This window comes from Paenibacillus sp. 01T431, assembly GCF_056398625.1.
Map to the genome: position 1 here is coordinate 266091 of NZ_JBFTPT010000006.1, position 15338 is coordinate 281428.

The window sequence follows — 15338 nt, forward strand, 5'->3', positions numbered from 1 at the left end:
AAAAACAAAATAACGCCCGATAATTACACTAGGCATCTTTTGCCTCGCACAATCAATCGAGCGTCATATAATATGTGCTGCGAGATGCAGCTAGAAGAGAAGCAGCTGCTCCTCTGTAAATAAATTGCCGAGAAACGATCTGCGATGCAGAGGACTTGGTCCATTAGCTAGCAATCGCTCCCGATGAAGCTTCGTTGCATATCCCTTGTGTATAGCAATGCCATAAGCTGGATATTCCTGCTCCCATTCGGTCACACAAAGCCTATCGCGCGTAACCTTGGCAACGATAGAGGCTGCAGCGATCGATTGGCTTGTAGCATCCCCTTTAATGATCGAGAGCTGCGGCAGACTAACATCGACCTTCTCCGCATCAACAAGCAAATAGTCAGAAGGAACCTGTAACGATTCCACTGCAATTTTCATTGCAAGCCTAGCTGCCTGCTTAATATTGATTCGATCAACCGTTTCAGCATCAACACGAGCAGCCGACCACGCTACACATTCCTGCAAAATAATATCATACAGCTGGTCACGCTTTTTCTCGGAAAGCTTCTTGGAGTCGTTAACCCCTTCAATCACAAGCCCTGGCGGTAAAATAACGGCAGCTGCCACGACGTCTCCGAACAAGCAGCCTCGGCCAACCTCATCTACACCAGCAATCGCTTTAAATCCTTCTTCCCATAACGACTGTTCATATTGCAGCACGTTACGTTCCCCCGTTTCACATCAATAAGGTGGCGCTTCGAGCGTAATTCTTCCTAGCTTGCCTGAGCGCAAATCACGCAAAATGATTCCGGATGTTTTCTCCAAATTGACATGTCCACCGCTAACAAGGCAGCCTCTCCGACGTCCGATATCTTCCATCACACGCACGATTTCATCTGAATCCTTAGCGTCCTTAGGTGGCGTTTCAAGCTCATACCGCTCTTTCATGTTAGGCCAGTAACGATCTACCAGCTCACGCATCGCAAAAAACGCGATATCGTCAACATTCAAAATTTGCTCTCTAATTGCACCTGTCATAGCAAGCCTGTATCCGACGAGCTCGTCTTCAAACTTTGGCCACAATATGCCCGGTGTATCGAGTAATTCCATTTCAGTTCCAATCTTAATCCATTGTTGTCCCTTCGTAACGCCAGGACGGTCGCCGGTTAAAGCAATAGCGCGTCCAGCGAGCTTGTTGATCAACGTGGATTTCCCGACATTCGGTATACCTACAATAAGTCCGCGAATTGCACGAGGATTTATGCCTTTTGCAATTTGACGTGCAATTTTCTCATGCAAAATTTGCTTTGCCTTGAGCGGAACCTCATTTACCTTCGTGCCTGTTGAGGAATCAATTGCGATCGATTCATGGCCTTCATTACGGAAATAAGCCATCCATTGCTCTGTCGTTTTTGGATCAGCCAAGTCGGATTTGTTTAATACGATCAATCTTGGCTTGCCGTTCAAAATTTCCTCAATCATCGGATTACGGCTAGATAGCGGAACCCGTGCATCCAATAGTTCGATGGCAAGATCGATTAGTTTGAGCTTGTCTTGTATTTGCCGTTTCGCCCGCGTCATATGACCCGGAAACCATTGAATGGTCATTTACTCACCTCATTTAGTCCAGTGCTTTATAAACTCTAGTTTGTTCAGCGGCCAAAAAATAATATCGGCACGTCCAACAACCTCTTTATCCGATACAAATCCGATAACCCTGCTATCTGTACTATCGCTGCGATTGTCGCCAAGTGCAAAAATCGTGTCCTCAGGAACAGTGATTTCAGATACATCGGAATTTATTCCTTTTTCGTTGTATAGCTTGCCTTCGGCATGTGCTGCCGCAATTGCTTCTTTTAAATAAAGCTCGTCTATTTTTTTATCATTAATATAAAGGTCATCGCCTTCGAGTCGAATTTTATCACCCGGTACGCCAATCACTCGTTTTATAAATTTACGGCCTTGCTCTGGAACATCAAACACTACGACCTCACCAAATTTCGGCTCGCGTATCGTGTACAAAATTTTATTTACTATTAACCGTTCGCCGGTCTCGAAATTAGGCTTCATGGAAGGTCCGTCGACGATGAATGGTGAAAACAAAAATTGACGAATGAGAAATACGAGAACGACCGCAATGACTAAAGCCTTGATCCATTCTACGACTTCTTTATAAGCTCCGCCCTGTTTTCCTGAGCCGGATGCATGGGCTGCTGCACGGTTTGGTAAATTCTGCTCAATGTCCGCATGTTCCTGCGTATTTTTCATTTCATGATCATTGCCATTGTCCAGCCCGTCATTTCGCTGCTGTGAGTCCATTCAGTCCGCCTTCTTCCCATATGCTGTAATATGTAAATGACCTTTGAGAAAAAACGAAAAGGAGCTTGTTTGCGCAAGCCCCTCTTGTCGTTTGTTCTTAACGAATTTCTTTAATACGAGCAGCTTTTCCGCGAAGACTACGTAGGTAGTACAATTTCGCGCGACGTACTTTACCACGGCGAGCCACTTCGATTTTTTCGATTTTAGGCGAGTTAAGCGGGAAAGTTCTTTCCACACCAACACCGTAGGAAATTTTACGCACTGTAAAAGTTTCGCTGATTCCACCGCCGCGACGTTTGATTACAACGCCTTCGAACAATTGGATACGCTCACGAGTTCCCTCGATAACTTTTACATGAACTTTTAGCGTGTCACCTGGACGAAAGTTCGGTAGACCTTGGCGCAGATTTTCTTGCGCGATTGTTTGCAAAAGATTCATTTGATTCACTCCTTCCACCATAGACGTTCTTATAAGCTCACCGGATTCCTCTGAATCGGTTCATCGCTGATAGCGGACCGTCCGACTTTACGAACAACATTAGAAATTTTACCATAGCTAGCCCAATAATACAACACGATTTTTTTATTCATAAATCATGTATACTAAATGATGACAAACACCGACATGAAGAGGTGACAAAATTGCACCATAATAAACAATCTTTTTGTAACAAAACAAAAGGGGGAATCGCATCTGTACTATTAATATTAACCATTTCTGCACCATTGCAAACCTCTGCTGAATCCTTGGCTTTTAAAGATACGAATGGACACTGGGCTGGCTCCTATATTTCTTGGGCTGTTGATCAGAAATTAGCTCAAGGTTATGGGGATAATTCCTTCAAGCCAAACAAGGTTGTTAATGAAGCTGAGTTTCTTGCTATGTTATTGAGAGCCTATGGATTAGTCACAACATCATCTTCCAGCGCCAGCAATTGGACCAAGCCTTATTACGATTATGCGAATAATTTGGGCTGGCCTATCAATAACGCTTCACAAAATGTCGAATTCCGACGTGGACAAGCTGCGTTGCTTCTAGCTTCCGCGGCAAATGGAAAGGAATTTACAGAGCAAAGCGCAATTCAGTGGCTGCTTGATGAGAAAATATCGAACGGACGCACCTCTGCCACCGTTAGCGGCTTCATACCAGATGGAAAGCTTACACGCGCTGAGGCGCTTACCTTCTTCTATAACCTCAAACTTCACTCAAAAGCGTTGTCCGATGCTAAAATTATTAACACCGTTGATCGCCTTCATGAAATAACGTTAAACGATTCGCTGCAAAAGCTTCAACAAACGCTCGGAAAACCGTCAAGAATTGATCCAAGCGAATATGGTTTCTCCTGGTACGTTTATAATAGCAGCTATACCAACTACATGATGTTCGGCATCCAAAATGATCGGGTAATCGCACTTTTCTCCAACGGCAAAGATAGCTGGGCGATGAAGTCGGGCATCCAGATCGGTCAAACGATTGGTAATGCCAAAAAGCTGGTTGGCGAAGCAACCAATGTCGAGACAAATAACGATTATTATGCTTACACTACAAAAAACGTACATACCGTTCTCTTCATTGACCGACGTGATGGAAACAAAATAGCTGGTGTCATGCAAATGGATCAATCCGTTTTCAAATCCACAGCGTTAAAATCAGCCAATACATCCAAGCTGGCAGACGCATATGAACAACAGCTCTTTGATCTTACTAACGCTGAGCGCGCTGTTCGCAAAATACCTCTGCTGCAATGGGACAAGCTCGCTGCTGCCTCTGCGCATGGTCACAGCAACGATATGAGTACACGTAAATTTTTTGACCATACAAATCCAGATGGCTCGTCTCCCTTTGACCGAATGAAAGCAAAAGGCGTTAAGTATCACTCAGCTGCCGAAAACATAGCTGCCGGATACAAAAATAGCATATTTGCTCACTATGGCTGGGTCAATTCAACAGAAGGCCATCGTGAAGCACTATTAAACAGCAAGCTTGAGCGACTAGGTACAGGTGTTGCATTAGGCGGAACCTATAACGTCTACTATACCCAAAATTTTTACACGCCATAATCATCGAATACTTCTAAATAAACAAAGCCGCAACGAAATTCGTTGCGGCTTTGTTTATTAGCTAGGGTCGTACTATTTGCCTGTCTTATTAGGCTCCTGCTTTAACTGTGAAGCCACCCATTTGCGTTCCTTGTCCGTAAGCGGGGCGCTCTTCAGAAGGTCAGGACGGCGCTGCAGCGTCCGCAGCAGCGACTGCTCACGACGCCACACCTCAATATTCGCATGATGACCAGATATAAGAACATCCGGGACATCCCAGCCGCGGAACGACGCAGGCCGAGTGTAATGGGGATGCTCAAGCAAACCTGTGCTATATGAATCTGTAACGGCAGAAGTTTCATTGCCAAGCACTCCTGGCAGTAATCTAACAACGCTATCGATGAGCACCATTGCAGGTATTTCTCCACCCGTAAGCACGTAATCACCAATCGACAGCTCGTCTGTTACAAGATGCTCGCGTATACGCTCATCATAACCTTCATAGTGACCGCAAATAAGAACCAAATGCTGTTCCTTTGCAAGCTCTTCAGCCTTCTTCTGCGTAAACTGTGCTCCTTGCGGGCATAGAAGAATAACACGCGGCTTTATATTGTCATCCAGCTTTAGATCCTCTACTGCAGCAAAGACCGGATCTGGCTTCAAGACCATGCCGCCACCGCCGCCGTATGGATAATCATCAACCGTGTTATGCTTATTGCCTGAATAAGCACGGAAGTTGATTGCTTGAGGGGATACGATCCCCTTCTCTTTCGCTTTTCCTAAAATGCTCGAATTGAACACGCCGTCGAACATTTCGGGAAACAGCGTCAGCACATCTATTTTCATCGGTTAAATCAATCCTTCCATCAAATGGACCGTCACGATTTTCTCTTTTGTGTCGACATTGACTAAGACATCATCAATAACAGGCAAAAGCAATTGCTTCCCCGAGCCTTTCGGACGATCCACCACCCATACGTCATTTGCTCCTGGGCTTAGAATTTCCGAAATCGTGCCCAGCTCCTCGCCTTCCTCGGTAACGACGCGGCAGCCTATAATTTCGTGATAATAATATTCACCTTCTTCAAGCTCAAGCTGCTGGTCGGCTGAAATTTTCAATACCCAGCCTTTATATTTCTCAACCGCATTAATATCAGTGAAGCCTTCCAGCTTCAATATGTATACGTTTTTGTTCGCGCGTGAGCTGATTACTTTAACTTCCAGTGAAGCTCCGCTTTCCTCGTTCACCATAAGAAGCTTGTTTCCAGAAGCAAATCTATCCTCTGCAAAATCCGTTTGCGAAAGAATTTTCAACTCTCCGCGGATACCGTGCGTATTTACGACTTTCCCGACTGTAAACCATTTTTCGTTCATTAGAACCAGCCCTTCATATGTGTATAGCCTTATTATACATGCAAAAACGGCTTCGTTCCATGTTGAAGAACGAAGCCGTAATGATTAACGACATCCATGGATAAGTGTACATATTGAAAAGAAGGTTAGGACATTCATCCCAACCTTCTCTTCATACGTACATCATGACATAATGTCGACGATGACACGCTTTTGCGATTTCACGGAAGCAGAAGTCACTACCGTGCGAATCGCTTTCGCTATGCGTCCCTGTTTACCGATGATTTTACCGATATCCTCGGGGTGAACCGAAAGCTCGTATATCGTGCCACGGTCATCATCCTTCACATTGATTTGCACCTGTTCAGGATGATCAACCAATGCCTTCGCTATGACAAGAATCAATTCTTTCATCTCAAGGCCCTCCGCTATTCAACAGTTATTTCTGTTGCTTAAGCTCATGGAACTTTTTAAGAACACCAGCTTTGGAAAGCAAGTCACGAACGGTATCAGAAGCTTGCGCTCCAGTTTGCAACCATTTTAGCGCTTTCTCTTCATCAATCTTAACTTGAGCCGGTTGTGCAACCGGGTTATAAGTACCGATTTCTTCGATAAAACGACCATCACGCGGCGAACGGGAATCCGAAACTACTACGCGGTAGAAAGGAGCTTTGTGAGCACCAATTCTTTTCAAACGAATACGTACTGCCATTAAAAATTCACCTCCTTCAAAGAGTAAACAACCATTAAAACGGGAACTTCATATTTTTGCCGAGCATACCTTTCAGGCCCTTCTTGCCGCCCTTAGGTCCTTTCGGTCCCATCATCGATGAGAATTGCTTCATCATTTTTTTCATATCGTCAAACTGCTTAATGAGGCGGTTTACCTCAACGATCGTTGTTCCGCTACCTGCAGCAACACGCTTGCGGCGACTGTGATTAAGCAGCTCTGGCTTTTGCTTCTCCTCTTTCGTCATGGAGCGGACAATCGCCTCGACGCGGCCGATTTGTTTCTCATCGACCTTCATATCCTTCATGCCCTTCATCTTGTTCATGCCGGGCAGCATATCCATAATTTGATCAAGCGGCCCCAAATTGCGAACCTGCTCCATCTGCTCAAGAAAATCGTCGAACGTAAACTCTGCTGTACGCATTTTACGTTCCATTTCCTTCGCTTTATCTGCATCAATGTTCGACTGCGCCTTCTCAATAAGAGATAGCATATCGCCCATGCCGAGAATACGTGAAGCCATACGCTCTGGATGGAACGGCTCCAAGGAGTCGATCTTCTCACCCATTGCTGCGAATTTAATCGGACAGCCTGTAACTGCTTTTACCGACAGCGCCGCGCCACCGCGAGTATCGCCATCGAGCTTCGTTAGTACAACGCCTGTTAAAGCGAGCTGTTCATGAAAGCTTTGTGCAACGTTTACAGCATCTTGTCCTGTCATTGCATCAACAACGAGGAGAACCTCATCCGGCTTTGTAACCTGATGAATTTGCTTAAGCTCTTCCATCAGCTCTTCGTCGATATGTAAACGACCGGCGGTATCTATGATGACATAGTCATTGCCGTTCTCTTTGGCATGCTGTAGTCCAGCACGCGCAATCTCTACAGGTGATGTCTGATCACCCAAGGAGAAGACCGGCGCATTGATTTGTTCACCAAGCACTTGAAGCTGCTTAATGGCTGCAGGACGATAAATATCACAAGCGATAAGAAGCGGCTTATTGTTGCTCTTCTGAAGCAATTTTGCCAGCTTGCCTGAAGTTGTTGTCTTACCCGCACCTTGCAAACCCGCCATCATAATGACTGTCGGAGGCTTATTAGCCTTAACCAGCTTGCTCTGCGTGCCGCCCATCAGCTCGGTCAGCTCTTTATTTACGATATCGATGACGACCATGCCGGGCGTGAAGCTCTTGGATACATCGAGGCCAATAGCCCGTTCCTTCACCTTCGCAATAAAGTCCTTCACGACTTTAAAGTTAACGTCTGCCTCTAGAAGCGCCAAACGCACTTCACGCATTGCTTCGCTAACATCATCCTCGGAAACCTTGCCTTTGCCCCTCAGCTTGCTGAACACATTTTGAAGCCGACTCGATAAGCTCTCAAATGCTGCCATGTACCGTCACCTCCATTCTTCATGTTTTATTCGGCTAATTTAAATTGTGCAATGACAATCATAAGCGCCTGCTTGTCCTGCTCTGCAATGGAAAGCTCGTTAACGCTGTTTACAAGCTGCACAGTTAATTGTTGAAAGGATTCATGTCTTACAAGCAAGCCTAGCTTGCCTTCATAACTTTCTAGCACTTGTTCTGCACGCTTGATGTGCTCATATACCGCTTGTCTGCTAATTCCAAACTCGCCAGCAATTTCCCCAAGTGTGAAGTCGTCGTGAAAATAATATTTGAGAAACGTCCGCTGCTTCTCTGTCAAGAGCGGCTCGTAAAAGTCGAACAACAAGTTTATTCGGGTTGTCTTGGACAAGGCATCTGGTTCATTTGCTTTCATCCCCTCAGCCCCTCCTGTTATTTGCTTGTTCTGCCGACAAGGTAAATACCTTTACACCAGCAACGTCTTTTATAATACATGACACTATAGGCTGCTGTCAAGTATTTTCCCTTGTCACCTTTACGAGCTGTTTTAACTGCTCAAAACCATCGTTAATCGCCGCTTACTCCGACGTTTTTTCAGCTTCAGAATCATCTTCACGCTGGATTAATCCAGCAAACAAAGCATGAATAAATTGCTCTGAATCGAATTGCTGCAAATCGCCCATTTTTTCGCCAAGACCTACAAGCTTAACCGGGAGGCTTAGCTCATTACGAATAGCAATTACGATTCCGCCTTTAGCTGTGCCATCAAGCTTTGTCAGCACGAGACCGGTTACGCCGCTTTTCTCGCCAAACAATTTTGCTTGGCTAAGTGCGTTTTGGCCAGTCGTTGCATCAAGAACGAGTAGAACCTCATGAGGAGCGTCAGGAAGCTCGCGCTGAATCACGCGGAAAATCTTGTTCAGCTCTTCCATCAAATTCGTTTTGTTTTGCAGCCTGCCAGCCGTATCGCATAACAGAACGTCTACGCCGCGCTGCTTTGCAGCTTGCACCGCATCGAACATCACTGCTGCAGGGTCAGCTCCTGATTGCTGCTTAATGACATCGACACCAACACGCTGTCCCCATACCTCCAGCTGCTCAATAGCTCCTGCGCGGAACGTATCGCCAGCTGCCATAAGCACACTCTTGCCTTCGCTCTTGAATTTATGAGCAAGCTTGCCAATGGTCGTCGTCTTGCCGACGCCATTTACGCCAACGAACAAAATGACAGTGATGCCGCTTGGCGCCATCCGCAAGCCGGAATGATCGTCACCCTTCATGAGCTGAATCAGCTTCTCAGATAGGATTGGCTGCAAATCCGAAGCATCCTCGATCTTCCGTTTTTTCACTTCAACCCGCAGATCGTCAATAAGCTGCATAACGGTATTCACACCAACATCGGCGCCAATTAATATTTCCTCTAGTTCTTCATAAAACTGCTCATCGATTTTTTTGCGGCGTGTGATAAGCTCTTCTACCTTCTCAACAAAAGCCGTACGCGTCTTCGATAAGCCTTCTTTGAAAATATTTGTCACCGCTTCTGTCTTTGTAGCGATGCTTTCCTTCAGCTTCTTAAAAAAACTCATCGTTCCAACTCCCCATCCTCACGTTGCCGTTTTTTCTATAAGTTATGCGGATACCGGCTCTTCATCCTCTAAGCGTACAGAAACGAGCTTCGATACGCCGCCTTCCTCCATCGTAACACCATATAGCACATCCGCTTCCTCCATCGTGCCTTTACGATGAGTAACGACGATAAACTGCGTAAGCTCTGAAAACTCACGCAAATATTGAGCAAAGCGTGATACGTTTGCCTCATCAAGCGCAGCTTCAACCTCATCAAGCACGCAGAACGGAACGGGTTTCACCTGTAAAATCGCAAATAACAAAGCGATTGCGGTCAAAGCTCTTTCTCCACCAGAGAGCAGCTGTAGATTTTGAAGTTTTTTGCCTGGCGGCTGAGCGACAATGTCGATTCCTGTATCAAGAACACGATCTGGCTCAACGAGCACAAGATCAGCTCGGCCACCACCGAACAGCTTCGCGAATACGATAACAAAATGACTGCGAATCGCTTCAAACGTCGCTTTGAATCGTTTGGACATCTCATCGTCCATCTCGCGAATGACCTGGTACAACGTCGTTTTTGCGTCGATCAAATCATCCTTCTGCTCGGACAAAAACTCAAAACGTTCGCTGACACGCTCATACTCCTCGATCGCGCCTAAGTTCACTTCGCCTAGAGCGGTTATCTGACGTTTAACGTCTCTAACCTCATTTTGTGTACCGAGAACATCCTCAGGTATAGGGTACTGCTCCTTAGCGAGCTCATAGCTAAGCTCATATTCCTCACTGAGCTTCCGAAGCAAGTTATCAAGCTCAACGTCTAGACGGTTAGCCGCAATTTCGGTCTGCCTCATCTGCTCTTCAACCGTCCGAAGTTGTCCGCGCTGCTCCTTCGTTTCACTTTCGCCCAAATCGAGCTCAGCAATACGCTTAGCGCGTGCTGATCGTTTGAAATCCGTTTGCTCTGCACATTCCTGCTTCTTCAAACGCAGGTGATTGAGCTGTTCAATCTGCTGTACCGTTTCATCGGCATGCCTTGCGATTTCTTCCTCTTGCTGAACGGACAAGGAGCGCAAGCTTCCAAGCTCTTGCTTCACTCGACCAATTTCCGCTCGTACTCTCGCTGATTGATCTTCGAACGATAATTTTTCTTGATCAGTCTTCGCGGCAGCGATCTTAATATCGGTAAGCTGGCCTTGCAGCTCTTCCTTCGCAAATTCGCTAGCTTTACGCCGCTCTTCTGCCATACGAATCGCTTCCTGCAGCCTCGCTTCATCTACAACCAGCTGTTCTAAACGGAGCTCTGCAGCTTTGGCTGCTGCCTGAACATCTTTCTGCTCGGACAAATGAGTGTTCCGATCTGCTGAATACAGCTGACGCTGCTCGTCGAGATGCTTCGCCTCATTGTGAAGCTGCTGAAGCTCAGCTCTTATTTGCTGCTCTTCAATGCGGCTTTTCTCGCCTTCTGCACGCAGCTCCTCAATATTGTGGGTGCGAATAGAATGTTCTTTGCGCAAATCGCTTAGCTTATTACGAAGCTGCTCTACCATCTTGCGAGCATCTGCAATCTCTTGATCAAGCGAGTCGATTTGTCGTTGACGACCAAGCAGGCTAGCGCCTTTCTTCTGCAAGCTGCCCCCCGTCATTGAACCGCCAGCATTGACAATATCACCTTCAAGCGTGACGACGCGGTATCGATATTGACATTTCGATGCAATCCGGTTGGCTTGCTCCAGCGTTTCTGCTAGCAAAACATTGCCAAGCAAACTGTTCACAATCGCTGAATAGCGGTCATCCGAGCTTACCAAATCAGCAGCAACGCCTACGAAGCCCTCAATGGATTCGGCTATACGTTTGTCATGCTCAGGAACTTGTCTGCCACGTATGACATCGAGCGGCAGGAAGGTAGCTCGTCCTAGCTGACGCTGCTTCAAGAATGCGATAGCTGCGCGAGCCGTTTTCTCATCCTCCATGACCACATGCTGCAAGGCCCCGCCCAGTGCAGTCTCAACGGCAGTCTCAATGCGTTCAGGAACACGAACAAGCTCCGCAACCGCGCCATGAACACCGCTGATTCCACTATTGCCGCGTCTGGAAGCTTTGAGAACTTCCTTTACGCCCTGCATAAAGCCATCAAGCGCATCCTGCATTTCTTTCATGGTATCGCGCCTAGAAACATGGCTGTCGAGCTTCTGCTCCCACTTTCGCATAGCTAAAGTGATCTCTTCCAAACTTTGAGAAATCTTTCTCGTTTGTTCAGATTCCGTAAGCGTTTTGTTTCTTGCCTGTTCTAGTCGCGCCAGTGTTGATTCAAGCGCAGCCGCAAGTGCAGAGCGTCTCTCGTCCAATTTTTCCTGCTGCTCCAACCATTTGCTCTCATCCTCGCTAATTCGCTCCATCCGCCGCTGCAATGCTTCTTGCTGCTGCGAAGCATAACGAATTTCGTTGCGGTGCTGCGCCATCGAGCTGAGCACTTCCAATAGCTCGCTTTTGAGTGTTTCTTCCGCATCAACGACTGCTCCGCCTGCAACGCCTACGAGACGCGCTTCTTCATCGGCTATTTTTGAGCGCAGATCTGCTAGCTGCAGCTGCAACGCAGCTGCGCGGCTGCGAAATTCCGCTTCTTCCTGCGTCATTGTGACAATGCGAGCGTCCTGTGCAGCGATTGACTCTTCAAGCTGACGTTTATTTTGCTCCAAGTTGCGCTTGCGTTCCTTCAGTACCTCGCCGTATCCTTCACATTTCTCGAAATCCTCACTAATTTGCAGCATCGCTTCATGAAGCTGATCAAGCTCAAGCTCAAGCTCCCGCAGCTGCTGACGATCCTTCTCCAAATGTGCATCATGTTTGCTGACAACCGTAGATAGCTGAAGCTGCTCCTGCTGCAAACGCTCAAGCTTGCCGTTTGCCTCCGTCCATGAACCATGAATCTGTTCGATGTTATGTACGTACATAGAGATTTCCTTCGTTTTCAGCTGTTCCTTGAGCGCTTTGAAGTGAATGGCTTTCTCCGATTGCTTGCGAAGCGGGCCAACCTGATCTTCAAGCTCTGTCACCAGATCATGAATGCGAAGCAGATTTTGCTCGGTTTCATCAAGCTTTCTCTGCGCTTCGCGCTTACGCGACTTGTATTTGACGATGCCGGAGGCTTCTTCAAATATTCCGCGACGATCCTCCGAGCGCGTGCTTAAAATTTCTTCAATTCGGCCTTGTCCAATGATGGAATAAGCTTCTTTACCGATACCGGTATCCATGAATAGCTCGGTAATATCTTTTAGCCTGCATGGCTGCTTGTTTATTAAATATTCGCTATCTCCGCTGCGATGTACACGCCGTGTCACTGTTACCTCGTTATACTCGAGCGGCAATGCCCCATCCGAGTTATCAAGAGTAAGGGATACCTCGCTGTAGTTGACAGCTTTCCTAGCATCGCTTCCGGCAAAAATAATATCTTCCATCTTGCCGCCGCGGAGGCTCTTTGCGCTTTGCTCACCGAGCACCCAGCGTATGCCGTCCGAGATGTTGCTTTTTCCGCTGCCGTTCGGCCCTACAACCGCAGTAATACCGGTTACAAACTCCATTTCGGTCCGATCAGCGAAAGACTTAAAGCCTGATAATTCAATCCGTTTCAGAAACATGTCTTGGTTTTCACCTCACCCCTCATTGTACCACATCTTATGGGCCTTGATAACCATTTAAGCTACTAAAAGCAACCAAATGCTGCGTTTATCACCTTATTTCAGCTGGTTAAACCGCTCTTCCTTTTTATCAGGGCTACATAATAAACGTTCATAAAAAAAGAGAGCGCCCGGCAGGTCAGAAGACCTTCCGGAAACTCTCTATGCTGATTAGCCTTGTTCCTGCGATAGCGTGCGCCATGCTTCAGCTGCAGCACGCTGCTCCGCTTCCTTCTTCGTCCTCCCGCTGCCGACGCCAAAACGCTCTTCACCGAGATATACTTCAACGACAAATTCACGGTCATGCGCAGGTCCACGTTCTTCAATGATTCGGTATTCCACTGCACCAAGCCCATGATGCTGCGATCGTTCCTGCAGCTTCGACTTGGAGTCTTTAACAAGAAGACCATAGTCGTTTGACTCAACAAAAGGAAACATATGCTCATTAAGAAAAGCTCTCGTTTCCTCAATTCCTGCGTCAAGGAAAATGGCACCGACAAACGACTCGAACAAATCAGCTAGCAAAGCTTGCCTTTGCCGACCGCCTAGCTGCTCTTCACCGCGTCCGAGAAGCACATGCGAACCGAGCTCCAAGCGTTCAGCAAATTGGGCTAAAGATGGCTCGCAGACGATTGATGCACGCATTCTCGTGAGCTCGCCCTCAGGCCGCTGCGGATACGTTGCGAACAAATACTCAGAAACGAGTAATTGAAGCACCGCATCTCCCAAAAATTCCAAACGCTCATTATCCTGAGCTGACCCGCGCTTGTGTTCATTTACATAAGAAGTATGAGTGAAAGCTTGCCTCAGCAGCTTTGTCCGCTTAAAACTGAGCTGCAGCCGCTGCTGCAGCTCATAGAAGGAATCACGCTTCATAAACTTTCATCACGATCGATGCGTTGTGACCGCCGAAGCCAAATGAGTTGGACAATGCTATCCTTACATTCGCTTCACGCGGTTTATTAGGTACATAATCAAGATCGCACTCCGGGTCTTGATTGTCTAAATTAATAGTCGGAGCGATGATGCCGCTTTTGATAGTCAAGCCGAGAATTACGGCTTCAACGCCGCCAGCAGCACCTAGCAAATGACCTGTCATCGATTTCGTTGAGCTGACCGCTACTTTATAAGCATGGTCGCCGAGCGCTTTTTTGATCGCTTTTGTCTCTGAGCGATCACCGACAGGTGTCGAAGTGCCGTGCGCATTGATATAGTCGATCTCAGAAGGATCAATTCCAGCATCCTTGAATGCTTTCACCATGCAGCGAGCTGCACCATCTGGATCTGGCTCAGTCATGTGATGAGCGTCACCGCTCATACCGTAGCCAATAACCTCAGCATAAATTTTTGCACCGCGTGCCTGCGCATGCTCAAGGGATTCAAGCACGAGTACACCAGCGCCTTCGCCCATTACGAAACCATCACGGTCAACATCGAACGGACGACTTGCTTTTTCAGGCTCTTCATTGCGAACGGACATCGCACGCATCGAGCAGAAGCCTGCCATGCCAGTCGGTCTGATCGTCGCTTCTGCTCCGCCAGCAATCATCACGTCAGCGTCGCCGCGTTGAATCAATTTGAAAGAATCGCCGATGGAATGAGTGCCCGTAGCACAAGCGGTTACTGCCGTACTATTTGGACCCTTCGCACCAGTAAGCATGGATACTTGTCCAGACGCCATGTTCGCGATCATCATCGGAATAAAGAAAGGGCTGACGCGCTTAGGGCCTTTCTCCAGCAAAATATTGTGCTGGTCTTCCCAAGTGCCGAGTCCGCCGATACCGGAACCGACCATAACGCCAACACGCTCAGGGTCTGCATTTGTACCAATTTGCAAATCAGCATCTTTAACTGCCAATTGACTAGCTACAGCAGCAAATTGTACGAAACGATCCATTCTGCGTGCTTCTTTTTTATCTAAACCGTAATCTTCGGGATTGAAATTTTTAACTTCTGCGGCAATGCGCGTTGGATACTCAGAGAAATCGAAAGCTTCAACAACCGATACACCTGATTTTCCGTCCAGCAAGTTACCCCAGAACTCTTCCAAATCGGAACCGAGTGAGGTAATAACCCCCATACCCGTAACAACAACTCTTTGTTTCATTCGATTCACCTCTATGTCCAGCAAATTTGATGCGCAAGCTGCGTCACCTTTGTTAATCGGTCAATGTTGCTATATTGCGTATACCCTGCTTATATTTCTCCGTAAATACAAGCCTAGCCGTACCAAACGGCGAAACCTTTACGCTTGAAATATAAGGAGGTATAAATGAGATGCACATAAAGCCATTCACGCTT

The 15338-nt window shown here is 47.0% G+C and carries 15 protein-coding genes; 1 reads left to right on the top strand and 14 read right to left on the bottom strand.

The annotated features are described in order from the left end of the window. Positions 1 to 90: 90 nt before the first annotated feature. The 4 genes from AC1DM9_RS13295 to rplS all read right to left on the bottom strand — a co-directional run bounded on the left by AC1DM9_RS13295 (position 91) and on the right by rplS (position 2743). Complete coding sequence (locus tag AC1DM9_RS13295; protein ID WP_076268344.1) at positions 91 to 705, bottom strand: ribonuclease HII; 615 nt, start codon at positions 703 to 705, stop codon at positions 91 to 93. Positions 706 to 726: 21 nt separating this feature from the next. Further along, positions 727 to 1593, bottom strand: coding sequence for a ribosome biogenesis GTPase YlqF (gene ylqF, locus AC1DM9_RS13300; protein WP_477511434.1), 867 nt, complete (start codon positions 1591 to 1593; stop codon positions 727 to 729). 9 nt (positions 1594 to 1602) lie between these two features. Continuing rightward, the gene (gene lepB / locus AC1DM9_RS13305; RefSeq protein ID WP_477580357.1) at positions 1603 to 2304 is read right to left on the bottom strand and encodes a signal peptidase I; all 702 of its coding nucleotides are present in this window, start codon (positions 2302 to 2304) and stop codon (positions 1603 to 1605) included. Between the two features lie 97 nt (positions 2305 to 2401). Continuing rightward, on the bottom strand, positions 2402 to 2743 hold the full coding sequence (rplS, locus tag AC1DM9_RS13310) for a 50S ribosomal protein L19 (protein WP_053375699.1): 342 nt from the start codon (positions 2741 to 2743) through the stop codon (positions 2402 to 2404). Between the two features lie 203 nt (positions 2744 to 2946). On the opposite strand from rplS, the gene AC1DM9_RS13315 reads away from it, so the two are divergent. Continuing rightward, the gene (locus tag AC1DM9_RS13315; protein WP_477580359.1) at positions 2947 to 4365 is read left to right on the top strand and encodes a CAP-associated domain-containing protein; all 1419 of its coding nucleotides are present in this window, start codon (positions 2947 to 2949) and stop codon (positions 4363 to 4365) included. 72 nt (positions 4366 to 4437) lie between these two features. Here the strand turns inward: AC1DM9_RS13315 and trmD are convergent, their stop codons facing one another. The 10 genes from trmD to fabF all read right to left on the bottom strand — a co-directional run bounded on the left by trmD (position 4438) and on the right by fabF (position 15144). Further along, on the bottom strand, positions 4438 to 5190 hold the full coding sequence (gene trmD / locus AC1DM9_RS13320; protein ID WP_339208901.1) for a tRNA (guanosine(37)-N1)-methyltransferase TrmD: 753 nt from the start codon (positions 5188 to 5190) through the stop codon (positions 4438 to 4440). A 3-nt stretch (positions 5191 to 5193) separates the two neighbouring features. After that, positions 5194 to 5718, bottom strand: coding sequence for a ribosome maturation factor RimM (gene rimM / locus AC1DM9_RS13325; protein ID WP_076268340.1), 525 nt, complete (start codon positions 5716 to 5718; stop codon positions 5194 to 5196). 162 nt (positions 5719 to 5880) lie between these two features. Next, positions 5881 to 6111 (bottom strand): KH domain-containing protein, encoded by a 231-nt coding sequence (locus tag AC1DM9_RS13330; protein ID WP_076268339.1) that lies wholly within the window; start codon positions 6109 to 6111, stop codon positions 5881 to 5883. Positions 6112 to 6136: 25 nt separating this feature from the next. After that, positions 6137 to 6409: a 30S ribosomal protein S16 gene (gene rpsP, locus AC1DM9_RS13335; RefSeq protein ID WP_053375694.1), complete on the bottom strand. Its 273-nt coding sequence runs from the start codon at positions 6407 to 6409 to the stop codon at positions 6137 to 6139. Positions 6410 to 6443: 34 nt separating this feature from the next. Next, positions 6444 to 7820 carry a signal recognition particle protein gene (ffh, locus tag AC1DM9_RS13340; RefSeq protein WP_076268338.1) on the bottom strand — a complete coding sequence of 459 codons (1377 nt, stop codon included), beginning with the start codon at positions 7818 to 7820 and terminating at the stop codon, positions 6444 to 6446. Between the two features lie 26 nt (positions 7821 to 7846). Next, positions 7847 to 8209: a YlxM family DNA-binding protein gene (gene ylxM, locus AC1DM9_RS13345; RefSeq protein ID WP_477580361.1), complete on the bottom strand. Its 363-nt coding sequence runs from the start codon at positions 8207 to 8209 to the stop codon at positions 7847 to 7849. Between the two features lie 163 nt (positions 8210 to 8372). Continuing rightward, positions 8373 to 9380, bottom strand: a complete 1008-nt coding sequence (gene ftsY, locus AC1DM9_RS13350) for a signal recognition particle-docking protein FtsY (RefSeq protein ID WP_339208899.1) — start codon at positions 9378 to 9380, stop codon at positions 8373 to 8375. 42 nt (positions 9381 to 9422) lie between these two features. After that, positions 9423 to 12998 carry a chromosome segregation protein SMC gene (smc, locus tag AC1DM9_RS13355; RefSeq protein ID WP_477580364.1) on the bottom strand — a complete coding sequence of 1192 codons (3576 nt, stop codon included), beginning with the start codon at positions 12996 to 12998 and terminating at the stop codon, positions 9423 to 9425. Between the two features lie 210 nt (positions 12999 to 13208). Beyond that, a complete protein-coding gene (gene rnc, locus AC1DM9_RS13360) occupies positions 13209 to 13913 on the bottom strand; it encodes a ribonuclease III (protein ID WP_076268334.1) in 705 nt (234 codons plus the stop codon). Continuing rightward, positions 13903 to 15144 carry a beta-ketoacyl-ACP synthase II gene (fabF, locus tag AC1DM9_RS13365; RefSeq protein WP_054029014.1) on the bottom strand — a complete coding sequence of 414 codons (1242 nt, stop codon included), beginning with the start codon at positions 15142 to 15144 and terminating at the stop codon, positions 13903 to 13905. Before fabF ends, rnc begins: the two co-directional genes overlap by 11 nt. Positions 15145 to 15338 lie beyond the last annotated feature (194 nt).

Excerpts from the sequence above, each read along its gene's own strand:
- rnc (WP_076268334.1), bottom strand. The coding sequence starts at position 13,913 with ATGAAGCGTGATTCCTTCTATGAGCTGCAGCAGCGGCTGCAGCTCAGT.
- fabF (WP_054029014.1), bottom strand. The coding sequence starts at position 15,144 with ATGAAACAAAGAGTTGTTGTTACGGGTATGGGGGTTATTACCTCACTC.
- rplS (WP_053375699.1), bottom strand. The coding sequence starts at position 2,743 with ATGAATCTTTTGCAAACAATCGCGCAAGAAAATCTGCGCCAAGGTCTA.
- AC1DM9_RS13330 (WP_076268339.1), bottom strand. The coding sequence starts at position 6,111 with ATGAAAGAATTGATTCTTGTCATAGCGAAGGCATTGGTTGATCATCCT.
- ffh (WP_076268338.1), bottom strand. The coding sequence starts at position 7,820 with ATGGCAGCATTTGAGAGCTTATCGAGTCGGCTTCAAAATGTGTTCAGC.
- lepB (WP_477580357.1), bottom strand. The coding sequence starts at position 2,304 with ATGGACTCACAGCAGCGAAATGACGGGCTGGACAATGGCAATGATCAT.
- rpsP (WP_053375694.1), bottom strand. The coding sequence starts at position 6,409 with ATGGCAGTACGTATTCGTTTGAAAAGAATTGGTGCTCACAAAGCTCCT.
- trmD (WP_339208901.1), bottom strand. The coding sequence starts at position 5,190 with ATGAAAATAGATGTGCTGACGCTGTTTCCCGAAATGTTCGACGGCGTG.
- rimM (WP_076268340.1), bottom strand. The coding sequence starts at position 5,718 with ATGAACGAAAAATGGTTTACAGTCGGGAAAGTCGTAAATACGCACGGT.
- ftsY (WP_339208899.1), bottom strand. The coding sequence starts at position 9,380 with ATGAGTTTTTTTAAGAAGCTGAAGGAAAGCATCGCTACAAAGACAGAA.
- smc (WP_477580364.1), bottom strand. The coding sequence starts at position 12,998 with ATGTTTCTGAAACGGATTGAATTATCAGGCTTTAAGTCTTTCGCTGAT.
- ylxM (WP_477580361.1), bottom strand. The coding sequence starts at position 8,209 with ATGAAAGCAAATGAACCAGATGCCTTGTCCAAGACAACCCGAATAAAC.
- ylqF (WP_477511434.1), bottom strand. The coding sequence starts at position 1,593 with ATGACCATTCAATGGTTTCCGGGTCATATGACGCGGGCGAAACGGCAA.